Here is a 22,846-nt window from a genome sequence, read left to right as displayed (position 1 = left end):
ATCACCGGCCGCGGTCGCTGCCGGGATGACAGCCGTCACCTGCGACGGGTCACAATCGCCCCTCGAACGAAAACCGTGGGTCGCTAAGCTGGCCTTACACGATCCCACCGAGGTTTCCGCCATGCTGGCTCCGTCCGTCCTCCCGCTGTTCGTCGCTCCCGTGATGGTGTTTGCCGTATATCGCCGTGTGCGCGGCAGCTTCGGTCGGCAGCTCATCCGCACCCGTCGAATGACGGCTCGCGTGGTGATGTTCGCGATCGTCGTGTGCCTGATGATGACGTCGGGGCTGCAGGACGTGCGCCTCGCCGAAGGCGCGCTAGAGGGTGCGGTCGGTGGTGCCACGCTGGCGCTTCTGCTTGGCCTGCGCCTGACCCGTTTCGAGTCAGGCGCGGATGGCGCGGACTTCTACGTTCCCAACCCCTGGATGGGCGGCGTACTCACGGCGCTGCTGGTGGGGCGCCTCGCCTGGCGCTTTCTCGCCCTGATGCCTGCCCTGACGGGAGACGGCGTCGTCCAGGGACCGGCACCGGGCAACAGCCCGCTGACCATGGCGATTGTCGGACTGACCGTGGGTTACTACCTGACCTACTACGCCGGCATCCTCGTACACCACCGTCGGCACAAGCGCGCCTTGCAGGTCGTCTGACCGGTAGCGACGTCCAGGATCAAAGGGCGTCGTTATCCAACTCGCCAGTTCGGATACGGATCACCTGATCCAGCGCGCTGACGAAGATCTTGCCGTCGCCGATCTTGCCGGTGCGCGCAGCCTGCTGAATCGCCTCGACCACGCGCTCGACCTGTTCGTCGGCCACGGCCACCTCGAGTTTGATCTTGGGCAGGAAGTCGACCACGTATTCGGCACCGCGATACAGCTCGGTATGGCCCTTCTGCCGCCCGAAACCCTTCACCTCGGTCACCGTGACCCCCTGCACGCCTACGTCGGCGAGGGCCTCGCGGACGTCGTCCAGCTTGAAGGGCTTGATGATGGCGACCACGAGCTTCATGTTGGAACTCCTAGGGGCACGGCCGGTCTCCGGCGGGCGGAACGACATTGTGCCACCGGGTCCCGGACCCGTCTCCATACGGTAGCTTGTAGGAAAACCCCTACACTAACTGTAGGCGTAGGCCTATAGCGCCTACAAACCCATCACTTAAACTTCATTCCACGACATCGAGGTGCGCAAGATGGATGTGCAGGGTATCGATCAACTCGCACAGCGGTTGGCATCGTTGGTTCCGCCAGGGTTGGCGCAAGCGCGTGAGGACATGCAGGCCAACTTCAAAGACATTCTGGCGCAAGGACTACGCCGCCTCGATCTCGTAACTCGCGAAGAATTCGATGTTCAGAGTCAGGTTCTGGCGCGTACGCGCGAGCGACTCGAGCTTTTGGAAAAGCGCCTTGCCGACCTAGAAGTCAGCGCGGCAAACCGCGGCCAGTAAGGACGGCCGCACGTCCCGGGACCGCCCCCGATCCGTCACCCTCACCCCGAGAGCGGTCGGGGGCGGTTATTTTTCCTGTGATCGCAAAGGAGTGCGCATGCGAACCCGGTCCCACTTGGATCACGAAGGTTCGCTGCTCGTGACGGTCCGTTACCGTTTACGATATTCGTCGCCATGAGCCTCGCCGTCACCCTTTCGCGCGCGCAGGAAGGTGTCGCGGCGCCGCAAGTCGTCGTCGAAGTTCATCTTTCCGGCGGTCTGCCATCCACGTCCATCGTCGGGCTGCCCGAGGCGGCGGTCCGCGAAGCGCGTGACCGGGTACGCGTTGCCATCCAGAACACCGCCTTCGAGTATCCCAACCGACGGGTGACGGTAAACCTCGCACCTGCGGAGTTGCCGAAGGACGGCGGCCGATTCGACCTTGCCATTGCGCTGGGCATCCTGGCTGCGGGTTCGCAGGTGCCGCGCGAGCGACTCGACGATTGCGAGTTCCTCGGCGAGCTGGCGCTGTCCGGCGAGTTGCGGGCGGTGACCGGAATCCTCCCTGCGCTGATCCGTGCCCGCCGCAGCGGCCGGCGTATCGTGGTGCCACGCGCGAACGCTGCCGAAGCCGCGCTGATCGGCGAAGGCGATGTCCTGCTTGCCGATAGCCTTGCCGAAGTCTGTGCCTGGCTTCGCGGCCAAGCGGAACTGACGGCTCCCGAGGCAGCCGACTTTTACGACATGCCGACCTGTGGCCCGGACATGCGTGATGTCCGCGGCCAGCATCAAGCGCGCCGCGCGTTGGAGATCGCTGCGGCCGGTGGTCATCACCTGCTGCTGATCGGTCCGCCCGGTACCGGCAAAACCATGCTGGCGGAGCGGCTTCCCGGCATCCTTCCGCCCATGATCGAGTCCGAAGCGCTGGAGAGCTGCGCCATTCGTTCGCTGTCGGGTGAGGACATCGATCCGAGCTGCTGGCGTCGCCGCCCCTTCCGCGCACCTCATCACACGGCGTCCGGTGTCGCGCTCGTGGGTGGCGGGTCGTCGCCGCGACCGGGCGAGATTTCCTTGGCCCATAACGGCGTACTGTTCCTCGACGAGCTGCCCGAGTTCAGTCGCCACGTCCTGGAAGTGCTTCGGGAACCGTTGGAATCCGGGCAGATCGTGATCTCGCGGGCCGCACGGCAATCGACGTTCCCTGCCGAGTTCCAACTCGTCGCCGCGATGAATCCTTGTCCCTGCGGGTACGCGGGTGACTCCTTTCATGAATGTCGCTGCACGCCCGATCAGGTGCAGCGCTATCGCGGCCGGATCTCCGGGCCGCTGCTCGACCGCATCGACCTCTGTGTGGAGGTGCCGCGCGTACCGCTTGCGGAAGTCGCATCCGTGCGTGGTCCGCGCGACGATGACAGCGCCACCGTGCGTGCGCGCGTGATCGCCGCGCGTGAGAAGGCGCTGCTGCGGGCCGGCCAGGCCAACGCCGAACTCAGTGTCGTGAACCTCGAACGCGACTGCGCCTTGCAGAGCTCCGACCGCGAATGGCTGGAGACGGCGCTGGACAAGCTCGGTGCCTCTGCGCGTGCATACCACCGCATTCTCCGCGTGGCGCGCACGATCGCCGATCTCGAAGGCGGAACGGGTTGCGTGGAGAAGGTGCACCTGGCGGAAGCGATGCACTACCGGCGGTTCTGATTCGGGCACAGTCCAACGAAAGCCGCGCGGTCACATGGCGGGTATACGGCCCGTCCATCACGCAGCGGAACGTCAGGCGGCATCGCCCGGAACGAACCCAAGGAAGCTGACGCCCTGTCCCACGAGAGCCGAGGCGGGCAGCGACGCGCACCCGGCCGAGTGAAGCAAATCGAGTGTGGCCTGCCGGTGGGAGACGATCTCCCAGGGCGCGCCGGGCTGCTTCGCATGATCCCCGCCAGCGGTCGCCAGCTCCAGGGCCGCAAGCAATCGTTGACCATCGGGAACATGGATCACGACACCCTCGTTCGACAATCCGCTGCGCGCGACGCCGAGGATGGCGCACAGGCGTGCCTTGACGTCGGCGTCCCGTGCGTCGGCTTCCTGCATGCCGACCACCGACGCAGCCACCTCCGGATCGGCCCACGTTCCATCGTCGCTCTTCAATACCTGTGTGGATTCCCAAGCCTCAGGCGGACATAGCTTGGCATCCCGTTCCAGCACGACGAAGGGGTTTACCTCGGCGGGATACACCCGACAGGCACGAGGCCGCCGCTCATAGATGCCGCAGCGGAAGTCTGGCAGGAGGTTCGGGCAGGCATCCGTAAACGTCGCCATCAGCGAGACGATGACCCGCAAGGGAAGCTGTCCGCTGGTCGCCGCGAATGCCCGGCGTCGTTTGTACCAGGCCAACAGGTTGTCGGCCGGCGGCTCCGCTGGCCAGGGAATCGCTTCGCAGAAAAGCTGCACCTGGACGCCGTCGCGCAGCCATGCCACCGCCTCGTCCACGCCGACGGGTAATCGCAAGCCGTGGCAACAGCGGCCGCACATGGTGCAAGAGAAGTTGATGGTCATGAGCCCCTCGATCCCTGGCGCCGATCCGACATCGGCGAAGGGTTGTTCGCGCGGCGGCGGAATTCGGTTACGGCAGACCTGCTGATTCTAGGCGATGCGACGAGGCAGCGAGTGCTGACGGCATCGCGGGTCGGAAATGCAGTCCAGTACGAGGGTTTCGCGGGGCGTCGTCCGTCTTTCGTCGAGGCAACGACTTGCACGGCAATGCAGGCACGAGCCGCTACGTTGGGAGCGATGAAGCGATGAGTCTAGGGGTGCAGCGAACGTCTCACTTGCATCGCTGCCGTCTACGGAGGCCTCTATGAGAAATTTAAGACTGTCAATCACGCGGTGCCTCGCGCTTGTTGCCATCGTGGCGACTACATGCGTCTCGTCCGATGGTGTGTCCGCAGCGGAGCAGGTAGGACCTTCAAGGCAATCGAATGATTTGCCAAAGGCGCCTATCTCAGAACGTATCGAGTTCGAGCAGATACTTACTGCGCTTGTTCAGCAGTATTTGACCAAAAAGGAACCCCTTGAGGGTCAGCAAGCGATGATCGTCCCCAAAGTTTGGTACAGCGACGAAGGCGACACGATCAACATTGACCTTGGTAAGGGATTTCTTCCGCCGCATTACTCGATATCCCTGGAGGAGCGTGTCAACGAGATCGCCGACATTCTCTACTACACCGAGAAGCCGACTGAAATCTTTCGGGTGAGCGTCTGGTTCGATGGCAAAGACATCTTCGATTACTTTCCGGAGGAGCGCGGTCCGACCGAGCGTCGTGTACTTGAAGTCAATCCGCAGGCGAGAAGCCGATCCAAGCGTGACATTGGAGAAAGCAAGGTTCTCGTGGCGGCTGGTCACGGCATCTACTACAACTCGAAATATAAGGACTGGCGCGCGCAAAGAGATCGCACGAACGGGATTGTCGAGGATTTCATAACGCCGGCATTTGCCCGTCTTCTGCAGGACTATTTACGGGGCCGCAGCAATTCCACCGTACATCGCGCACGCTCAACCGATATATCTGCGCATCCCGATAGTGCCCAACCTTGGTCTCTCATGGCTGCCCGCTACCACATCAAAAACGTACTGCCCGAACATGCAGAGATTTGGAATAGTGCGGGAAGCGCCGGAGCGACGAGCACGGGCGAGCGCGAGCAAGACATCAGAAGTCGCCCTTTATATGCAAACCATCTCGGTGTGGATGCGCTCATCCACCTGCATACGAATGCAGCCAGCGCAAGTCGACGCGGAGTCGAAGTTTTCCATCAACCCAATAGCTCCGATAGCAAACGTTTAGGCGACCTGGCGTTGTGCTACATGCGGGAGAGCCTAAGAACGAACAGCGCTTATGCAGACTTCCCGGTGGCACTGGTGAGCAGTCCGAAGAATCACGGTGAGAACCGCTTGGCAGAGATGCCAAGCATTATTGCTGAGATGGGATTTCATACGAATCCCAAGGATGCGGTGGCCATTCAGAGTTATGTCTTTCAAGACCTCGCAATGCGCGGTCTCGAAAAAGCCTACCGCATGTTCAAGGAAGGCAATGGGTGCGAGACATTCAGTGCCACTTATTCCGAAGTGACCGTGGTGTCCGACTCGACCCGTGATGCGGAGATCGTCTTCGGAGGGTTCCCGCGGTTCCCGGTCAAGTACACGTCGACGGTGGCCGAGTGCCCTTCCGGGATTTTGTGCGTGTCGTTGGGAGGGCGCTTCGCCACCGCGGAAACGCCGAGGACCATCACGCATAGCTGTTCCTCTTCGCAGCCGATGACGATGAAATGGAACGTCACCTTCACTGACGCGGACGGGGTCAAGGCCGAGGCGCTTTCAACCGTTCACTGCCAACCGAAGGCCTGACCTTCGCCGAGCCGCAGAGAGTCGCAGAGCCCACCCTGGAGAGTTAATACTTATTTCATGTACCGATGGGTTGACAAATAGGGGGTGCGCGGGGAGAATTCTGTACCAGGCGGTTCTCTTAATGGCTGCCCGCCCTGTCCCGGTGCTGGATACCCCTCCCTCCCCCCGCTCCAGCACCGGGACCCGGCCTTTTCTTCGCGGGACCACCCTTTTGTCCGCACATCGGCCCGCCTTCCAGGCGCAGGCCGATGTTCTTATGCGTGCTGGCCTTGCCGGATCACCGACCCGGCAAGGCCAGGGGCCATCTCTCAGGCAGCGGAAGCCGGATGGAACTGTTCTTCCTCCGTCGAACCGCTGAGTGCCGAGAGCGAGCTGAGCGAGCCGGCGATGACCTGGTTCACGGTATCGAAGTAGCCCGTGCCGACTTCGCGCTGATGCTTGGCAGCGGTGTAGCCATCCTTTTCGGCGGCGAATTCCGCTTCCTGCAGCTCCACATACGCGGCCATCTGCCGATCGCGATAACCACGCGCCAACTGGAACATCGAGTAGTTGAGCGCGTGGAAGCCCGCCAGCGTAATGAACTGGAACGCGTAGCCCATCTCGCCCAGGCGCTTCTGGAAGTCCGCGATGGTCTTCTCGTCGAGATTCTTCTTCCAGTTGAAGCTGGGCGAACAGTTGTACGCGAGCTTCTTTCCAGGGAACTTGGCGTGGATCGCGTCCGCGAACTGCTGCGCCTGGGTCATATCCGGCGTGGACGTTTCGCACCAGATCAGGTCGGCATACGGTGCATAGGCAAGCCCGCGACTGATGGCCTGCTCGATGCCCTGGCGGCTCTCGTGGAATCCCTCGACCGTGCGCTTGCCAGTAAGGAAGGGCTTGTCGTAATCGTCGACGTCGGACGTCACCAGCGCGGCACCCATGGCGTCGGTACGCGCGACGATAAGCGTCGGCACGCCCGCCACGTCGGCGGCGAGACGGGCGGCGACGAGTTTCTGCACCGCTTCCTGAGTCGGCACCAGCACCTTGCCGCCCATGTGTCCGCACTTCTTGGCGCTTGCGAGCTGGTCTTCGAAATGCACGCCTGCCGCGCCGGCCTCGATCATGTGCGACATGAGTTCATACGCATTGAGGACGCCGCCGAAACCGGCTTCCGCATCGGCGACGATCGGCACCAGCCAATCAATACCGTTCTTGCCTTCGGCGTGATGAATCTGGTCGGCGCGCAGCAGCGTCTTATTGATGCGACGAACCACGTTCGGCACCGAGTCCACCGGATACAGCGACTGGTCCGGATACATCGTGCCTGCAGTGTTGGCATCGGCGGCGACCTGCCACCCCGACAGATAGATGGCTTGAAGGCCGGCCTTGACCTGCTGCATGGCCTGGTTACCTGTGAGCGCGCCCAGGGCGTTCACATAAGGCTGCTCGTTGAGCGAACGCCACAGGCGTTCCGCGCCACGTCGGGCCAGGGTGTATTCGACCTGGATGCTGCCACGTAGGCGCAGCACGTCCTCGGCGGTGTAAGGCCGTTCGATGCCCTGCCAGCGGTCGTTGTTCTTCCAGTCGAGCGTGATCTGTTCAGCGGTATGCGTCTTCATGGTCGGGCTCCTAGGCGCGTGATCAATGCAGGTGTTCGTAAGCGGGCAGGGTCAGGAAATCGCGAAGTTCTTCGGCGTGGGTCAGCGCGGCGATCAATGCTGCGGCCTCTTCGGCGCGACGGGCGCCAGGGTGCTGGCTCTCTTTCAATCGATGGCAGTGCGACGCGAGTGCGTGATCGAACAGCGCGCCAGTGATGGGTGCGTGGTCGCTGAATTCGAGCGGTCCGTGGTGCAACCATTGCCAGAGTTGCGACCGCGCGATCTCCGCCGTGGCCGCGTCTTCCATCAGATGATGGATCGGTACACAGCCCATGCCGTCCAGCCATGCGGCGGTGTAACGCAGGCAGACCTCTACGTTGTTGTCGAAGCCCTGCCGCGTGATCGTGCCGATCGCTGGGGCAATCAGTGCATCGCGAGTCACGCGTACGTCGTCGCGCGTCACATGCAATTGGTTAGGCGTCGGCATGTGTTCGTCGAACACCGCCTGCGCAATCGGCACGAGGGCGGGGTGCGCGACCCAGGTGCCGTCGTGGCCGGCCGTCACTTCGCGCAACTTATCCGCGCGAACTTTCACCATGGCCGCTTCGTTGGCCGCCTCGTCGCCGCGGATGGGGATCTGCGCTGCCATGCCACCCATGGCGAACGCGCCTCGGCGGTGGCAGGTCTGGATGAGCAGTTCCGAATATGCCTTCAGGAACGGCACCGTCATAGCGACCTGGCCGCGTTCGGGCAGCAGGCGATCGGCATGCGCGCGGAAGGTTTTCAGATACGAAAAGATGTAATCCCAGCGACCACAGTTGAGACCCACCACGCGCTCGCGCAGCGCATGAAGGATCTCGTGCATCTGGAACACGGCCGGTAAGGTCTCGATCAGCACCGTCGCCTTCATGCTGGCCCGGGGCAGACCGAGCGCGCCTTCGGCGTGGGTCATCACATCGTTCCACAGCGCCGCTTCTTCCATGCTCTGAAGCTTCGGCAGGTAGAAATACGGACCGCGGTCGCGCTCCTGCAGCCGCTTGGCGTTGTGAAATGCGAACAGCCCGAAGTCCACGAACGCGCCTGCCACTACATCGCCGTCCACCTCGGCGTGCCGCTCGGGCAGGTGCCATCCCCTCGGACGCACCACCAGCACGGCAGGGTTGTCACCGACCTGGTAATGCTTTCCCTCGGGGCTGGTGAATTCGATGCTGCCGTCCACGGCGTCGCGTAGGTTGCGCTGGCCGTCCATCTGGTTTGCCCAGGTGGGCGCGCTCGAATCCTCGAAGTCGGCCATGAACACCTTCGCGCCCGAATTGAGGGCGTTGATGATCATCTTGCGTTCGACCGGCCCGGTGATCTCTACGCGGCGGTCGCGCAGGGCGGCCGGAATGGGCCCCACCGTCCAATCCCCTTCGCGTATCTCGACGGTGTCGGCGCGAAAGTCGGGGAGGTCGCCCGCGTCGTAGCGCTGCTGTCGCGCCGTCCGCTCGGCGAGCAACTGGAGACGGCGCGCATCGAAACGACGGTGCAGGTCGGCAACGAACGCGATGGCGGCCGGGGTGAGGATGTCGTCGTAGTGGGAGCGGCTGTCGCCAAACTTGACGTCGGGATGCCGGTCGATCGCGCTCTGGGGTACTGCCATGAAACCGTCCTCCGCTGCGGTGTTGATTCACGCTAGGTCCGGAGGCATGCTTTTGACAAAGCATATGTTTCAAAGACTAGTATTAATAAAACTAATGATCCTTATAAATCACTGAAAGTGATGGAGTAAAAGGTGCCGAAGAAGCTGAATGTCCGCGTTACTGGCGCCAAGTCGACCCGTCGCGTTGGGACTTCCAAGCCGGCAGAGGCCGACGGAGCCGCGCGCTTTTACTACAAGGGCAACCGGCTAAAGCAGCTCCGGGCCTTCGTTTACATCACCCGTATGGGAACGCTGAGCCGGGCCGCGGAGGCCTTGTTCCTGTCTCAGCCTTCCGTGAGTCTGCAGCTCAAGGCGCTTGAGCGGGAAATGGGCGCACCACTGGTCGAACGCACGCGCCGCCGCATCACCCTGACCGATGCCGGCGAGGCGCTCTACGAGATAGCGCGGCCACTGGTCGAAGGGTTCGAGAACCTCGACCGCGAATTTCATCTCAAGACGCGAGGCAGGCCGGGCGGCAAGCTCACCGTCGCAGCCGGGTCTTCCACGATCCAGTACCTGCTGCCGGAACTCGTGAAGGCGTATCGCGAGCGCCATCCAGACGTCCATCTACAACTGGCGAACGTCACAGGGAAGGACGGCCTCGCACTGCTGCGCGCCGACGAGGCGGATATCGCCATCGGCTCCATGCTCGACGTACCGCAGGACATCGCGTGGGCCCCTGTGTACCACTACGACCCCATGCTCATCATGCCTCCCGACCATCCGTTGGCCACCAAGGAGGACATTACCCTCGAGGACCTGTCGCCCTATGGCCTGATCCTGCCGCCTCAACGGCTGACGACGTTCCGCCTGGTCGACATGGTGTTCCAGCAGCGCCATGTGCCGTACACCGTCGCGATCGAAGTCGGCGGCTGGGACGTCATCAAGCAATACGTCGCGATGGGCCTCGGCATTTCGATCGTCACCGGCATATGCATCACGGAAGCGGACAAACAACGTCTCGTCGTACGCAACCTGCGTCGCTACTTCCCGCAGCGCAGCTACGGCGTGGTGATGCGCAAGGGCAAGTTCCTCAGCCCGGAAGCGCGAGCCTTCATCGATCTCATCCGCCCCGGCCTGCTGACGCATCGCGACTACGACGAATCGGGGCACTCCGAGCGGTAACTACGCGTGGACATCCACAAGCCGGCCATTCAAGTAATCCACCAGCTTGAGGATGCCTTCGGCTGCATCGATGCCGGCTTCCTGGCCTTGTAGCGCCACGGGATAACCGTGGAACGTGCCTTTCTTGATGTCCGCTCGTGCTGCGTCGATCCATTGGGTGAGGTCGAGCTTGCCGGGGTGGTCAAGTTGATAAAGAGAGAATTTCAGGGCTGCCCTTTGAGAGATGTAGCCCTCCCACATGAGTTCGTTGGCTAGCTCGCTGAGATCTCGCGAATCGATTGAATGAAGATCCAGGCGCAACAGGCTATCTTGGATGTCCTTCGGCATATCCTCCGCGACCCGGGATGGATCGCCCTTCTCTACGGGCTGGTCCCGATAACCAAATTGATTGGGCCGTTCTTTTGCCAGTCGTTCCCCCAGCGTGAAACTGCGCGGCGCCCTCATGCCAATCGTATATTCCATGCGTATCCCCTCGTGGTTGCGAGCGTCAAGCATCGCGGCAACGGCGAAGCGCGACAGTCGGTGGGACGCGGCATAGGGACCTCGCGTGTTCTCGCAAAGCGTAGGGAAGTCTCAGCACGTGCCCGTGCGCAAACCTACACGTAGGATGGCCGACAACCGATGGTTGCCCGGAGACCTGTTTCATAAGGTTTCGAAGCGCAGTCGTGCGCGTTCAAGGGGTGTTTCATGAAGGCTTTGATTTGCGTTGCTGCGGTGAGTGCGCTCATCGCCGGCGCGCCATCGGCGCAAGCGCAGTTCTCCCGTGACGTCATCAACCAGGGGCATGGTGACTGGGGACGTTGTATTGCCTACCTGCCGCCGCTGACGTTGGCAGGAAGGTTGAATGGGGGCGACTCGGAAGTGGTGTTCACCTGGAGGACGACGTGCCACAGTTCGTTCTCGGCGTCGGCTTCCGGTGCGACCGTCGTCCTTCAGCGGCTTAGTGGGAGTGGTTGGGTCGACATGACGAGTGGGTTCCCGTCATATGTGCCAGACCTCGGTCCCGGCACGTATCGAATCGTCGCGAAGAATGAGTGGGCAAGGGCCGCGGACTACCAGATCCGCCATCGCCGCGGCCTGGGCTGATCGATAGGGCGTCGTGGCTCTTCCACGGCGCCTTTCTCTCAAGCGTCGCGATGCTTGCCGTGATACCCGACGAACAGTGCGCGGATGCGCGCCATGTCGGCATCGAGGTCATCGGTGGCTTGGACCAGCGGACCGATGGTGAAGGTTTTCGTTGGATAGTCGATGAAGATCGGCTGGATCGGCACGCCGGAGGCGCGGGCGATACGCAGGAAGCCGGACTTCCATTGCTTGACGGGTTTGCGCGTGCCTTCCGGTGTGATGCCCAGCCACATCGTCTCGTGACTGGCGAAGCGCGCGACCATCTGATCGACGACGTTCGTGGCGGCCGAGCGATCGATGGGAATCATGCCCAGGCGACGCACGACCGGTCCAAACGGGCCGTTCAACACTTCGCGCTTGATCATGACGCTGAGGTCGAGCCCGATCGCCGACTTCATCAGCAGACCCCAGACCCCATCCCAGTAGGACGAATGCGGCGCGCCGATGAGAATCAGCTTGGGCAGGTTCGGCAGTTCGCCCACGATGCGCCAGCCGCTGCGCAGGATGGCCCAGCGACAGAGACGCTTCCAGCGCGAGTCCGGCAGTGAAGGCGCCTGCGCAGGAAGAAGCGTGGGTACACCCTTCACTCGCGGCTCCAGTCGCGCGAGCGCGTGCGCTTAGTCTGGCCGCGTTGTGCCTTGCCGGCGAGACGGCGCTCTTTCGACGCTCGCGTAGGCTTGGTCGCGAGACGCTTTTTCTCCACGCGCGTGCCTTCGAGGATGATCGCGACGAGCCGATCGCGCGCGTCATCGCGATTGCGTGCCTGATCGCGGAAACGGCGCGCCTGGATCACAAGCACGCCGGCATCCGTCATGCGGCGGTCGCGACGAGCGAGAAGGCGCTGTCGCACGTCGTCAGGCAGCGAGGGTGACCCGGCTACGTCGAAGCGCAATTCCACAGCACTCTCAGTGCGATTGACGTGCTGACCTCCCGGCCCATCCGCACGCATGAAGCGTTCGACGAGTTCGGCGTCGGGAATGGCGATGGTTCCGGTCACGGTGAGCATGGCGGACGGATTCTAGGTTAAACAGGCGGCGGAGTGGCCGCCAACGCGCGCTCAGCCCGCTGCGTCACGCCATGCTGCGTATGCAGCACGCCACTCGAACCGGTCGAGCATGCGATTCCAGGTGTCGTCGAGGCTCGCTTGCAGCGTCAACGGTTGTCCGCTCAGAGGATGCGAAAACGACAGGGCATCTGCGTGAAGAAGCAGGCGGTGCGAGCCGAAGTGTTGCTTGAACAGGCGATTGTGGTCGCCGCGGCCGTGCTGGCTGTCGCCCACGATGGGATGGTGGATATGCGCGAAGTGCTTGCGGATCTGGCGGAAGCGTCCGGTCTGCGGTTCGGCAGCCACCAAGGCGTACCGCTGCTTCTCGTAGCGGCCGAGCGCGATGTCCACTTCGACGGTGGCTAGGCGGCGGTAGTCGGTGCGGGCGTCCTTTCGCGGACCGGTTTCCCGCGAGCCGGGCAGGGGATAGTCCACCGTGCCTTCTTCGGGTTCGGGCCAGCCGCGCACGACAGCGAGGTAGCGCTTGCAAACGCTGCGCCCCATGAACTGCTCGCCCAGTCGTGCCGCTACGTCCGCCGAGCGAGCCACGAGCAACACGCCCGAGGTGGCGCGATCGAGCCGGTGGGCGAGGTGCAGACGCCCCTCCACCTGTTCGCGCAGCAGATCGACCAGGAAGGCATCGTCCGGTCCGACGAAGGTCGAGCGATGCACCGCGAGGTTGGCCGGCTTGTTGACGGCGACGATGTCGTCGTCCTGGTACAGGATCTCCAGCACGATCAGGACGCGCGACGCGGCCAGCCGACGGCGAACGCAACCAATCCGGCAAATGCCATGCCGATCGCGGGCCAGACGCCTTGAGGCGCCAGTGTGCCGACCAGCGCGGCGCACAGCAGCAACGACGCACCGAGCAACCCACACGCGACCAGACGGCGCATCCGGCGTGCGTCATCGCGCGCCAGCGCAAGCGCTAGGGGATCGGCGACCTCGCGGCGTTCGCCGCTGGCGACCTGGCGCAAGGCATCACGTACCAGTTCGGGCATGCGTGGCGCACTGTGAATCCATTCCGGCAATCGGCGGCGCACGTCACGCAGCGTCGCACGCATGCTGTAGCGCTCGCGGAGGATGCGCTTCAGCACGGGATGCGCCACCGCCCAGATGTCGATGTCGGGATCGAGCGTACGCCCCACGCCCTCGATGTTGAGCAGCGTCTTCTGCAGCAGGATCAGCTGCGGCTGCAGGGTCAGTTCGAAACGACGCGCAGTCTGGAACAGCTTCACCACCAGCTCAGCGATCGAAATCTGCGCGAGCGGGCGGGTGAAGTACGGCTCGCACACCGTGCGTACGGCCGCTTCCAGTTCGTCCAGGCGAATGGTCGTGGGCATCCAGCCCGCCGCGACATGCAGTTGCGCGATGCGTGCGTAGTCGCGTTCGAACAGGGCGATGAAATTCTCGGCGAGCCAGTATTGGTCGGCTTCGGGTAAGGAACCCATGATGCCGAAGTCCAGCGCGATGAAACGCGGCTCGTCCAATCGCGACGTGTCGACCCAGATATTTCCCGGGTGTGCATCGGCGTGGAAGAAGTTGTCGCGGAAGACCTGCTCGTAGAAGAGTCGTACGCCCTTCGCGGCGAGGCGCTTGCGGTCGAGTCCCGCAGCGTCGATCGCCGCGACGTCGTCTGCGCTCACGCCGCGCACGCGCTCCAGGGTAAGCACGCGCTCGGTGCTGAAGTCCCAATGCACTTCCGGCACGTACAGATCGATGCCGCTGGCGAAATTGCGGCGAAGGAGGCTTGCGCTGGCGCCTTCGCGCTGCAGGTCGAGTTCGTTGGAAAGCATCTTCTCGACTTCGGCCACCACTTCCAGCGGTCGGATCTTGTCGGCATTGGGGTGCCAGCGCTGGGCGAGCTGACCCAGCGCGTGCAGCAGGTCGACATCGGCAGCGATGCGGGTATCGATGCCCGGCCGCAGCACCTTGATCACCACCTCGCGGCCGTCATGCAAGGTCGCTGCGTGAACCTGCGCGATGGACGCGGAGGCCAGCGCGGTCTCCTGGAACGATGCGAAGAGCACGCCGACGGGCGCTTTCAGTTCCCGCTCGACGATCGCACGGGCTTCGGCGCCGGGGAACGGCGGCACCTGATCCTGCAGCAAGGCGAGTTCGTCGGCGACATCCGCTGGAACGAGGTCGCGGCGCGTCGAAAGCACCTGACCGGCTTTGACGAAGATGGGCCCCAGCTCGGTGAGGGCGAGGCGCAGACGCGCACCGCGAGGCAGCGCGCGCACCTCGGCGGTCGCCTTCGGGAAAAACGGCCGCACGATATTCAGTGGACGGATCAGGTGCGCGCCATCCACGAGATCGTCGAGCTGGTACTTGAGTAGGACGGCGGCCACGCGCAGCAGGCGGGGCAGTAGACGCAGCGGCGTCATGCGCCGGTCCCCTTGATCATCCGTTCCAGCCGGGCGAACCGCGCCTCGGCGCGTTCGGCGCGTTCGCGCACGGCATCGACGCCGTCGAGGAACCCGTCCATTTCGCTTGGCGAGACCGCTAAGCGCGCCTCGTCGCGCAGCCAGTCCGCCGTGTCCTCGGTCAGATGCGCGGCGCTTTCGCGGGCGTGACCCAAGGCGTCGCGCAATGCTTTGGCCAGCGGCACGCCGATGACGTCGCCAAAGGTCTTTGCGAAGGCTTCCTCGATGTCGGGCGCATACTGCCGCGCAAGCCGTTCCAGCCGGCGAGCGAGTTCGGCATCGCCAGCGATGTCCACCTTTCCGGGTGCCACGCCGTCGTCATCGCGACGCAACGCCATGGCGAGCAGGCTGCCCGGCGTCGCCTTGACGCGGAGTGTGCCGTTGTCTTCCGGCGGGCCCACGCGAAGCCGCCCCTTTGCCACGGAAACACGCAGGGCCAGGTCCGGACCATCCAGGTGCACCTGGATGCTGCGGCCATCGAGTACGTCGAAGCGTGCGCGCGTATCGGGATCGAGGTCCACGACGCGGTTGAGCGCCGCCTCCATGGCGCGACCAGCGAGGGCGCGCAAGGGGCGGGGCAGGAAGCGGTTGGGGCCGGCGTCGGCCGCGGGGCGATCGGGAGTCATGCGGCCGATTGTAGCTTGGCGGGTCCGCAGCCACGCGTGAGCGCCACGTGTCTACGGTGCCGCACCCTCGAACCCGGCCTGCCTCCACACTTCGAACACGGCGACTGCCACGGCGTTCGACAGGTTGAGGCTTCGGTTCCCGGGTCGCATGGGCAGGCGGATGCGCTGTGGCTCGGGCAGCGCGTCGATCACGTCGTCGGGCAGGCCTGCCGTTTCGCAGCCGAACAGCAGGGCGTCGCCGTTGGCGAAGGGCACGTCGGTATGCAGCCGGCGGCCGCGGGTCGAGAAGGCGAACACGCGCGGATGGCCGATGGCGTCGAGGCAGGCATCGAGGTCGTCATGGACCGCGACGCGGGCGAACTCGTGGTAATCCAGCCCCGCGCGGCGGAGGCGGGCGTCGTCCAGCTCGAAACCGAGCGGTCGTACGAGGTGCAGGTCCGCGCCGGTATTGGCGCAGAGGCGAATCACGTTGCCCGTATTGGGCGGGATCTCGGGTCGGAAAAGGATGACGTGGGGCATGCCCCCATTATGAGGCCGCGCGCGGGCAGACGACGCCATCCGGGGGCAGGGCGCAGCTTGCCGCCGTGAGGCTTGTCGAAGCGCTCAGCGTCGCCAATTGGATGGGCTCGCCAGCGTAGGTGAGCATGTTGCCCAGGATCAGGCCGCAAACCAGCAGCGACGCCACCAGCAGGCTGCGCAACATCAGGAGTTCGTGTTTCATGGTGTCGGTTCCTCAGGTTCGAACGAGGGGGTCAGAACATCTGGCCGAGGGTGAGGCCGCAGATCAGCATCGAGGTCACGAGCAGGCTGCGCAGCATCAACATTTCGTATTTCATGGCGTTCTCCTCAGGGCGTACCGGGGGAATGTCCTCCGGCTTGGCAGGACTAGTAACGCAAACGCCGTGCCAGCTTTCGATTGCCAGCAATGAGCTGATTCGTATGAGGTTTGTCAGGTCCGCTCAGAGGGCGACCGTGTCCGCGGACACTGCCCGCGCCGCACCGGACACCGTCCGGGGCTGTAAGTGGCGCCCGATTGCGCCTGACAGACGACGCGGGCTAGCCTGCGTGACCAGAGGCCACGAAGGCCCACTGAGGAGTCGTACATGAAGCCATTCCGCGCCCTGCTGGTTGCCGGGCTGTCGTTTTTTATCGGTGCCGCGTCGGCCGCCCCTGTGCCGTCAGACGCCATTCCCGATATTCCCTACCAACGCTTCCAGTTGCCCAATGGACTGACCGTCGTCGTGCACGAGGATCACAAGGCGCCTGTCGTCGCGGTCAGCATCTGGTACCACGTCGGCTCGGCAGACGAGCCTGCAGGCAAGACGGGCTTCGCCCATCTCTTCGAGCACCTCATGTTCTCCGGTTCGGAGAACCACAAGGGCACCTTCTTCCAGCCGTTCGAGATGGCCGGTGCCACCGACATGAACGGCACGACCTGGTTCGACCGCACGAACTATTTCGAGACCGTGCCGACCACCGCGCTCGACATGGCGCTGTGGATGGAGTCCGACCGCATGGGTCATCTGCTGGGCGCCATCGGGCAGAAGGAACTGGATACGCAGCGCGGCGTGGTGCAGAACGAGAAGCGCCAGGACGAGAACCGCCCTTACGGGCGCGTCGATGAGAACGTGCTGGTCAACACCTATCCCGCCAATCATCCGTATCACCACGACACGATTGGCTCCATGGCCGACCTGGACGCGGCCTCGCTCGCCGACGTCAAGAAGTGGTTCCACGACTATTACGGCGCCGCCAACACCACGCTCGTGCTGGCCGGCGACATCACGGTCGCACAGGCGAAGGCGAAGGCGGAGAAGTACTTCGGCGATATCCCCGCCGGGCCGCCGGTGCCGCGTCAGCAGCCATGGATCACGCCCGTGGAAAAGGCCACTCGCGGCGTACAGCACGATCAGGTCGCGCAGGTTCGCATCATCCGCACGTGGGTCGTGCCGCAGCTCGGCACCGACGACGCGATCCTGCTGGATCTCGCCACCACGGTGCTCGGCGGCGGCAAGACCTCGCGGCTCTATCAGCGGCTGGTCTACCAGGACAAACTGGCCGACGACGTGAGTCTCGGCATCTCGCCGTTCGCCCTGGCCGGCCAGGTGCAGTTGACCGTCGCCGTGACGAATGGTGTCGATCCTGCCAAGGTCGAGGCGGCGATCGCGGACGTGTGGAAGACCTTCCTCGCCAACGGTCCGACCGACGACGAGCTTGCCCGTGCGAAAGTGCTCAACCGCGCTGGGTTCATCCGCGGTCTCGAGAAGGTCGGCGGCTCGGGCGGCAAGGCCGCGATCCTCGCCGAGGGTCAGGTCTACCGGAACGATCCGGAGGCCTACAAGAAAGACCTCGCCCGTTCGGATGCGGCGACGGCCGCGTCGGTGCTGGCAGCCTCGAAGACGTGGCTGGGCAAGGGCAACTACACCTTGACCGTGCTGCCGGCAAAGCCGGGCTTCGATCCGGCGGCAGAAGACAAGGCGGTGGTGGGGCTCGGGCCGTCGAGCCAGCGTCCCGCAGTGGCCGAACCCCCGGCCAAGACCTACACAGTCGCGGCCCCGGCGGTGGATCGCGCCAAGGGCGTGCCATCGGTCGATGCCTTCCCCGATCTGATCTTTCCGGCTCTTCAGCGCGGGCGCCTGAAGAACGGCATCGAGGTCGTGCTGGCCGAACGCCACACGGTACCCGTGACCCAGATTCAGTTGCTGTTCGATGCGGGCTACGCGGCCGACCAAGGGCGCAAGCTCGGCACGGCCAGCTTCACCTCCGCCTTGCTGGAGGAAAGCACCACGTCGCTCGATTCGGTCGAGGTCGCGCGGCGCAAGGAGCGCCTCGGCGCCGCCGTGAACGCGGATTGCTCGCTCGACACCTGCGCGGTTGGCCTCAACGCGCTCAACGCCGAACTGGCTCCGTCGCTGGCGCTGTTCGCGGACATCGTGCGTCATCCGGCCTTCAAGACCGAGGATGTCGAGCGCATCCGTGGGCAGTGGCTTGCGGGCATCGCGCAGGAGAAGACCGAGCCCACCGGTCTTGCCATGCGCACCTTGCCGCCGTTGCTCTACGGTCCGGACCACGCCTACGGCATCCCGTTCACAGGCAGTGGCACCGCCGACGCGATCTCGTCGCTGACCGTGGACGACTTCAAGGGCTTCCAGCGCGACTTCCTGCGCCCCGACAACGCACGCATCCTGGTGGCGGGCGATACCACGCTGGCGACGATCCTTCCGCAGCTCGATGCAGTGTTTGGCGACTGGACCCCGCCGACCACGCCTATCCCGAAGAAGCGCATCGGCGAGGTCGCCGTGCAGACGAAGCCGCGCGTGTTCCTCATCAATCGCACGGACGCACCGCAATCGCTGATCCTCGCGGGCTTGCTCGCGCCGTCCACGAAAGCGAAGAACGCCATCGATCTTGGCATCGCCAACGGCGCGTTCGGCGGCACGTTCACGTCGCGTCTCAACATGAACCTGCGCGAGGAAAAACGCTGGGCCTACGGTGCCAGCAGCTTGCTCGCCGAAGCCCAGGGGCAGCGCCCAATGTTGATCTACGCGCCGGTGCAGACCGACAAGACGGCGGAATCGGCGGCGGAAATTCTCAAGGAAGCCAAGGCGGTCGTCGGTGCCAAGCCGCTGACGGACGATGAGATCGCAAAGATCCGCGCGCAGCGTATCCGTGCCCTGCCGGGCAGCTTCGAGACCACCGGATCCGTACTGGGCGCCATGAGCGGCATCGTCGTCTACGACCGTCCCGACGACTACGTGCAGACGCTCAAGCCGCGTATCGAAGCTGTGGATCGCAAGGCTGCGGAAGCGGCGCTCAGTGCCGTCGTACGTCCGGATGCGATCACCTGGGTGATCGTGGGCGACCTGCGCAAGATCGAGGCGCCGGTGCGCGCCTTGCATCTCGGTGAGGTACAGGTGATCGACGCCGACGGGCATCCGGTCAAGCAAGCGGCCGCGTCCGGTGGTGCACGCAAGAAGGCACCGGCAGCGGAACCTTCGAAGCCCTGAGGACGATGGGGCGCGATCGATCGTCGCGCCCCATCGCTCGTCCGGCTAGCATAGCCATCCACGTTCCACCGGAGTTCCCCATGCGCAAGATCCTGATACTCGCCATTCCCTTCGCTCTCTCGGCATGTACCTGGGGGATCAAGCTGGACGATGCCGCCCGCAACGTGCGCACCGCCTGGAACGGCGACGTGGGCAGTTGCCATGAGCAGGGCAAGGTCACCGTTTCGGTCATGAACCGCGTCGGCCCCGTCGATCGCAACGACCTCAAGGTTCGTGACGAACTCGAAGTGTTGGCACGCAACGAGGCCGCCAAGATGGGCGCGGACACCATCAAGCCGTTGGGCGAGCCGAACGAAGGCTCGCAGGACTGGGGCGCCTATAGCTGCGGTAGCCGGTCGGTCGCGCCGGCACGCAATGCCGACACGCCGCCTCCGCCGGCCGCCACCACGCCGCAAGGCGGTTTCGAGACGGTACCGCTCAAGAACTGACGCGTCACACGCACGATGAGGCGGGCGATGTGCCGATAGCTCGCCTTGTCCCAGGCTTCTACCTTCGTGGCTCCTCTCACGAAGGACGTTTCCATGGAACGGACAGCCATCGGCGCACGACTCAGGCGGCTCGCGCTGTCCTTACCAGTCGTGTTCTCTGCCATGATCGGGCCCGCATGGTCGACGCCCGCGGCGGAACTGCCGTTCAAGCAGTTCCGCTTGCCCAACGGTCTTACGGTCCTGGTTCATGAGGACCACGCCGTGCCGCTCGTTTCTATCGGCGTCTGGTACCGCGTCGGTTCGGCCGACGAACCCACTGGGCGTTCCGGATTCGCGCACCTGTTCGAACACCTCATGTTCTACGGGTCCGAGCATTACGACGGTTCGTTCATCGACGCCATGCATGCCCTGGGCGGCAGCGGCGTCAACGGCACCACTTCGCTCGACCACACGGTGTATTACGAGACGGTTCCCACCGAGGCCGTCGATCGCGCCCTGTGGCTGGAATCCGATCGCATGGGGCACCTGCTCGGCGCCTTGACCCAGCAGCGTCTGGATACCCAGCGTGGCGTCGTGGAGAACGAGCGGCGGCAGCGTTACGACATGCCGCTCGGGAGAACCTGGTCGAGGCTGCTGCGTCACGTCTTTCCCGCGAATCATCCCTATCACCGCGATCCCCTCGGGCTGTCGGCAGACCTGGCTAAAGCATCGCTGGACGACGTCAAGACCTGGTTCCGAGACCACTATGGCGCCGCCAACGCGGTGCTCGTGCTGGCGGGCGACATCACGCCCGACGAGGCGCGCAACAAGGCGATGACCTACTTCGCGGACGTGGCGCCGGGCCCGGAGCAGGATCGCCAACAACCGTGGTTCGCGCCGTTGGATGCGCCATCGCGCAGTGTGATGCACGACCACGTGGCGCAGCGTCGTGTTGTCAGGGCGTGGCCGGCACCGGAGGCCGGATCGCCATCCGGTGCGGCCCTCGCGCTCGTTGCGGACGTCCTCGGCGGCGACAGGCGCTCGTTGCTGCATCGGCGTCTCGTCGAGACCGAACACCTCGCCAGCGAGGTGAGCGCGGAGTTGACCCCGATGGGCCTGGCTGGCGTATTCGTCATTTCGGTCGCGATCAGCGACGACGCGGATGTCGCTGCCGTGGAACGCGTGCTGGACGACGAACTACGCCGTTTCGTCGACAGGGGGCCTTCCGTTGACGATCTACATCGCGCGCTCGCACACGCTGAAACCGAGATGGCATTGCACACCGAGTCGCTGAGTGCGCGCGGTGAGGTGCTTGCCCGTGGCTTGCTGCAGCACGACGACCCGTGGGCCAGTCTTCGGCAACGCCAACTCGCCGTACAACTGACGCCGGCTCACGTGGCGCGCGAAGCCGTCTGGTTGCTTCGACCCGCGCATACGTTGCACGTGCTTCCCGCGGAAGAGGGCTTCGATGGCGAGGCCGAAGATCTCGCCGACGAAGGCCGCGTGGCGTCCGATGCCAAGCCCGCGTCTGTGCGCGTTTCCACCGACGAGCTACGTCCAGTTACGGGTTGGTCGGCAGATCGCCGGCAGCTGCCGGCCGTTGGCGAGGCGTTTCCCGAGCCGCGGCTTCCCGCTCTGGAACGGGCACGACTGCCGAACGGCGCCGAAGTGATTCTGGCTCCGCGACGCGGCACCGATCTCGTCCATGTACGCTTTCTCTTCGATGGTGGCACCGCCGCCGAGCAGCGGTATCCACCGGGCACGGCACCTTTCGCCATGAGCATGCTGCGCGAGGGTGCGACCACGACGGACAGCCGCGAGGTCCAGGAAAGGGAGAACTGGCTGGGCGTCGAGGTCAGCGACGGTTGCGACACCGACACATGTTTCCTCGATCTTGCCGTGCCCCGTCGACGCTTCGCCGACGCAGTCGCTCTTGCGGCCGATACGCTGCGCCACCCCACGTTCCTTTCGGCCGACATCGCGCGGCGGCATGCGGCCTGGTTGTCGGAGTCGACCTCGCAAGAAACCGACGCGTATCAGTTCGCGGCAGACGTCATGTCGCGCCTGTTGTACGGCGAAGGTCATCCGTATGCGGCGTTGGCTCCGTCGATCGACGCGCACCCGTCCATGGCGCCATTCGACAGTGCCGTGCTGCACGCCTACCACGGCGCCTTCATTCGCCCGGACAACGTTCGCGTGGTGGTGGTCGGCGACGTATCGCTGGCCGCGTGCATCGACACGCTGGCGGCCGTGCTTGGCGACTGGACGGCACCGCCGGGTCCTGTGCCGTTGCCAAGCACAGCGGTAGCCGTTCCCGAGCCAGGCGAGGTGGCTTATCTGATCGACAGGCCGGGTGCGGGGCAATCGCATATCGCCATCGGCATGTTTGCGCCGCCCGCGGGCGACGACGTGGCCCTGGGCGTCGCGAACATGGTCTTCTGGGGCGCGTCGGGATCGCGTCTGGACAACCTTCTGCGTGATACGAAGGGCTGGAGCTACGGTGTCGAGAGCACGCTGGCGCAGCAACGTGGACCGCGGCCGCTGTTGTTTCAGGTGCCCGTGCAGACCGATCGAACGGGCGACGCCATCGATGCGGTTCGGAGCGAGGTTGCCGCTCTCGTCGATAATCGCACTCCGCTCGCCGAAGAAGCCGTCGATGCGACGCGCATGGGCGTCGCACGCTCGATCGTGGGGATGCTCGAATCGGGAGACGCCATGCTGGCGAACGTGTCCGCGCAACGGGTTCTCGGTCGGTCCGACGATTTCTGGCAACGCCTCCCGACGCTGCTCCGCCAGACCAATGCGGCAGCGGCGAATTCAGCCATTCAATCGGTTCTCAGCAACGCACGCATGACCTGGTTGATCATGGGCGATCGTAGCGTGGTGGAAGGCCCGCTCAGACAGCGCTTTCCCAGCCTTCGCCTGCTCGACGCCGATGGGCGGGCCATCGACTGA

At 64.3% G+C, this 22,846-nt stretch carries 21 protein-coding genes and 1 pseudogene; 9 read left to right on the top strand and 13 right to left on the bottom strand.

The genetic code is table 11. From position 1 onward, the window contains the following. The first annotated feature begins 121 nt into the window (after positions 1–121). Positions 122–646 carry a CcdC protein domain-containing protein gene (locus IM816_RS17405; protein ID WP_250339059.1) on the top strand — a complete coding sequence of 175 codons (525 nt, stop codon included), beginning with the start codon at positions 122–124 and terminating at the stop codon, positions 644–646. 19 nt (positions 647–665) lie between these two features. On the opposite strand, the gene glnK is transcribed toward IM816_RS17405, so the two are convergent. Next, a complete protein-coding gene (gene glnK / locus IM816_RS17400) occupies positions 666–1,004 on the bottom strand; it encodes a P-II family nitrogen regulator (protein WP_072323612.1) in 339 nt (112 codons plus the stop codon). A gap of 181 nt (positions 1,005–1,185) precedes the next feature. Between glnK and IM816_RS17395 the strand changes: the two genes are divergently transcribed. Both IM816_RS17395 and IM816_RS17390 read left to right on the top strand, forming a co-directional pair. Next, entirely contained in the window at positions 1,186–1,440 is a 255-nt protein-coding gene (locus tag IM816_RS17395; RefSeq protein WP_072323613.1) for an accessory factor UbiK family protein, read from the top strand. 174 nt (positions 1,441–1,614) lie between these two features. Further along, positions 1,615–3,114 carry a YifB family Mg chelatase-like AAA ATPase gene (locus IM816_RS17390; RefSeq protein ID WP_250339058.1) on the top strand — a complete coding sequence of 500 codons (1,500 nt, stop codon included), beginning with the start codon at positions 1,615–1,617 and terminating at the stop codon, positions 3,112–3,114. Between the two features lie 72 nt (positions 3,115–3,186). On the opposite strand, the gene IM816_RS17385 is transcribed toward IM816_RS17390, so the two are convergent. Further along, a complete protein-coding gene (locus IM816_RS17385; RefSeq protein WP_250339057.1) occupies positions 3,187–3,966 on the bottom strand; it encodes a YkgJ family cysteine cluster protein in 780 nt (259 codons plus the stop codon). Positions 3,967–4,498: 532 nt separating this feature from the next. Between IM816_RS17385 and IM816_RS17380 the strand changes: the two genes are divergently transcribed. Then, the gene (locus IM816_RS17380; protein ID WP_250339056.1) at positions 4,499–5,812 is read left to right on the top strand and encodes an N-acetylmuramoyl-L-alanine amidase family protein; all 1,314 of its coding nucleotides are present in this window, start codon (positions 4,499–4,501) and stop codon (positions 5,810–5,812) included. 308 nt (positions 5,813–6,120) lie between these two features. Here the strand turns inward: IM816_RS17380 and aceA are convergent, their stop codons facing one another. Then, positions 6,121–7,410, bottom strand: a complete 1,290-nt coding sequence (aceA, locus tag IM816_RS17375) for an isocitrate lyase (protein ID WP_250339055.1) — start codon at positions 7,408–7,410, stop codon at positions 6,121–6,123. Positions 7,411–7,432: 22 nt separating this feature from the next. Continuing rightward, positions 7,433–9,031: a malate synthase A gene (aceB, locus tag IM816_RS17370; protein WP_250339054.1), complete on the bottom strand. Its 1,599-nt coding sequence runs from the start codon at positions 9,029–9,031 to the stop codon at positions 7,433–7,435. 132 nt (positions 9,032–9,163) lie between these two features. On the opposite strand from aceB, the gene IM816_RS17365 reads away from it, so the two are divergent. Beyond that, entirely contained in the window at positions 9,164–10,195 is a 1,032-nt protein-coding gene (locus tag IM816_RS17365; protein ID WP_250339053.1) for a LysR family transcriptional regulator, read from the top strand. Here the strand turns inward: IM816_RS17365 and IM816_RS17360 are convergent, their stop codons facing one another. Beyond that, the gene (locus IM816_RS17360; protein ID WP_250339052.1) at positions 10,196–10,657 is read right to left on the bottom strand and encodes a hypothetical protein; all 462 of its coding nucleotides are present in this window, start codon (positions 10,655–10,657) and stop codon (positions 10,196–10,198) included. Between the two features lie 225 nt (positions 10,658–10,882). Between IM816_RS17360 and IM816_RS17355 the strand changes: the two genes are divergently transcribed. Then, the gene (locus IM816_RS17355) at positions 10,883–11,281 is read left to right on the top strand and encodes a hypothetical protein (protein ID WP_250339051.1); all 399 of its coding nucleotides are present in this window, start codon (positions 10,883–10,885) and stop codon (positions 11,279–11,281) included. 38 nt (positions 11,282–11,319) lie between these two features. Here the strand turns inward: IM816_RS17355 and IM816_RS17350 are convergent, their stop codons facing one another. Genes IM816_RS17350 through IM816_RS17315 form a run of 8 tightly spaced genes read right to left on the bottom strand, consistent with a single transcriptional unit; the run spans position 11,320 to position 16,343 of the window. Beyond that, positions 11,320–11,907, bottom strand: a complete 588-nt coding sequence (locus tag IM816_RS17350; RefSeq protein WP_250339050.1) for a lysophospholipid acyltransferase family protein — start codon at positions 11,905–11,907, stop codon at positions 11,320–11,322. After that, positions 11,904–12,326 carry an alternative ribosome rescue aminoacyl-tRNA hydrolase ArfB gene (gene arfB / locus IM816_RS17345; protein ID WP_250339049.1) on the bottom strand — a complete coding sequence of 141 codons (423 nt, stop codon included), beginning with the start codon at positions 12,324–12,326 and terminating at the stop codon, positions 11,904–11,906. The genes IM816_RS17350 and arfB overlap by 4 nt, the downstream gene beginning before the upstream one ends. Positions 12,327–12,377: 51 nt before the next feature. Next, positions 12,378–13,100 (bottom strand): pseudouridine synthase, encoded by a 723-nt coding sequence (locus tag IM816_RS17340; RefSeq protein ID WP_250339048.1) that lies wholly within the window; start codon positions 13,098–13,100, stop codon positions 12,378–12,380. A 2-nt stretch (positions 13,101–13,102) separates the two neighbouring features. Further along, positions 13,103–14,752 (bottom strand): ubiquinone biosynthesis regulatory protein kinase UbiB, encoded by a 1,650-nt coding sequence (gene ubiB / locus IM816_RS17335; RefSeq protein ID WP_250339047.1) that lies wholly within the window; start codon positions 14,750–14,752, stop codon positions 13,103–13,105. Then, positions 14,749–15,417, bottom strand: coding sequence for a ubiquinone biosynthesis accessory factor UbiJ (locus IM816_RS17330; RefSeq protein ID WP_250339046.1), 669 nt, complete (start codon positions 15,415–15,417; stop codon positions 14,749–14,751). The genes ubiB and IM816_RS17330 overlap by 4 nt, the downstream gene beginning before the upstream one ends. 51 nt (positions 15,418–15,468) lie before the next feature. Then, positions 15,469–15,936, bottom strand: a complete 468-nt coding sequence (locus IM816_RS17325) for a tRNA (cytidine(34)-2'-O)-methyltransferase (RefSeq protein ID WP_072323625.1) — start codon at positions 15,934–15,936, stop codon at positions 15,469–15,471. A gap of 7 nt (positions 15,937–15,943) precedes the next feature. Further along, positions 15,944–16,138 carry a hypothetical protein gene (locus tag IM816_RS17320; RefSeq protein WP_072323626.1) on the bottom strand — a complete coding sequence of 65 codons (195 nt, stop codon included), beginning with the start codon at positions 16,136–16,138 and terminating at the stop codon, positions 15,944–15,946. Positions 16,139–16,169: 31 nt separating this feature from the next. Beyond that, the gene (locus tag IM816_RS17315) at positions 16,170–16,343 is read right to left on the bottom strand and encodes a hypothetical protein (RefSeq protein ID WP_250339045.1); all 174 of its coding nucleotides are present in this window, start codon (positions 16,341–16,343) and stop codon (positions 16,170–16,172) included. A 228-nt stretch (positions 16,344–16,571) separates the two neighbouring features. Here IM816_RS17315 and IM816_RS17310 point away from each other — a divergent pair. From IM816_RS17310 to IM816_RS17300, 3 genes and pseudogenes are all read left to right on the top strand, one after another. Then, positions 16,572–19,424, top strand: a pseudogene (locus IM816_RS17310) (M16 family metallopeptidase); the annotation flags it as partial. Positions 19,425–19,504: 80 nt separating this feature from the next. Further along, the gene (locus IM816_RS17305) at positions 19,505–19,912 is read left to right on the top strand and encodes a DUF4156 domain-containing protein (protein ID WP_250339043.1); all 408 of its coding nucleotides are present in this window, start codon (positions 19,505–19,507) and stop codon (positions 19,910–19,912) included. A 93-nt stretch (positions 19,913–20,005) separates the two neighbouring features. Then, positions 20,006–22,846 carry a M16 family metallopeptidase gene (locus IM816_RS17300; protein ID WP_250339042.1) on the top strand — a complete coding sequence of 947 codons (2,841 nt, stop codon included), beginning with the start codon at positions 20,006–20,008 and terminating at the stop codon, positions 22,844–22,846.

The sequence above is a fragment of the Luteibacter flocculans genome (genome assembly GCF_023612255.1).
Lineage (GTDB): Bacteria > Pseudomonadota > Gammaproteobacteria > Xanthomonadales > Rhodanobacteraceae > Luteibacter > Luteibacter flocculans.
This window is presented reverse-complemented; position numbering and strand designations above follow the sequence as displayed.

What these genes read in the sequence shown, in the direction of transcription:
- IM816_RS17330 (WP_250339046.1), bottom strand. Translation starts at nt 15,417, where the DNA reads ATGACTCCCGATCGCCCCGCGGCCGACGCCGGCCCCAACCGCTTCCTG.
- IM816_RS17380 (WP_250339056.1), top strand. Translation starts at nt 4,499, where the DNA reads ATGATCGTCCCCAAAGTTTGGTACAGCGACGAAGGCGACACGATCAAC.
- IM816_RS17405 (WP_250339059.1), top strand. Translation starts at nt 122, where the DNA reads ATGCTGGCTCCGTCCGTCCTCCCGCTGTTCGTCGCTCCCGTGATGGTG.
- IM816_RS17325 (WP_072323625.1), bottom strand. Translation starts at nt 15,936, where the DNA reads ATGCCCCACGTCATCCTTTTCCGACCCGAGATCCCGCCCAATACGGGC.
- IM816_RS17390 (WP_250339058.1), top strand. Translation starts at nt 1,615, where the DNA reads ATGAGCCTCGCCGTCACCCTTTCGCGCGCGCAGGAAGGTGTCGCGGCG.
- IM816_RS17320 (WP_072323626.1), bottom strand. Translation starts at nt 16,138, where the DNA reads ATGAAACACGAACTCCTGATGTTGCGCAGCCTGCTGGTGGCGTCGCTG.
- aceB (WP_250339054.1), bottom strand. Translation starts at nt 9,031, where the DNA reads ATGGCAGTACCCCAGAGCGCGATCGACCGGCATCCCGACGTCAAGTTT.
- ubiB (WP_250339047.1), bottom strand. Translation starts at nt 14,752, where the DNA reads ATGACGCCGCTGCGTCTACTGCCCCGCCTGCTGCGCGTGGCCGCCGTC.
- IM816_RS17385 (WP_250339057.1), bottom strand. Translation starts at nt 3,966, where the DNA reads ATGACCATCAACTTCTCTTGCACCATGTGCGGCCGCTGTTGCCACGGC.
- aceA (WP_250339055.1), bottom strand. Translation starts at nt 7,410, where the DNA reads ATGAAGACGCATACCGCTGAACAGATCACGCTCGACTGGAAGAACAAC.
- IM816_RS17395 (WP_072323613.1), top strand. Translation starts at nt 1,186, where the DNA reads ATGGATGTGCAGGGTATCGATCAACTCGCACAGCGGTTGGCATCGTTG.
- glnK (WP_072323612.1), bottom strand. Translation starts at nt 1,004, where the DNA reads ATGAAGCTCGTGGTCGCCATCATCAAGCCCTTCAAGCTGGACGACGTC.
- IM816_RS17300 (WP_250339042.1), top strand. Translation starts at nt 20,006, where the DNA reads ATGGAACGGACAGCCATCGGCGCACGACTCAGGCGGCTCGCGCTGTCC.
- arfB (WP_250339049.1), bottom strand. Translation starts at nt 12,326, where the DNA reads ATGCTCACCGTGACCGGAACCATCGCCATTCCCGACGCCGAACTCGTC.
- IM816_RS17355 (WP_250339051.1), top strand. Translation starts at nt 10,883, where the DNA reads ATGAAGGCTTTGATTTGCGTTGCTGCGGTGAGTGCGCTCATCGCCGGC.
- IM816_RS17360 (WP_250339052.1), bottom strand. Translation starts at nt 10,657, where the DNA reads ATGGAATATACGATTGGCATGAGGGCGCCGCGCAGTTTCACGCTGGGG.
- IM816_RS17305 (WP_250339043.1), top strand. Translation starts at nt 19,505, where the DNA reads ATGCGCAAGATCCTGATACTCGCCATTCCCTTCGCTCTCTCGGCATGT.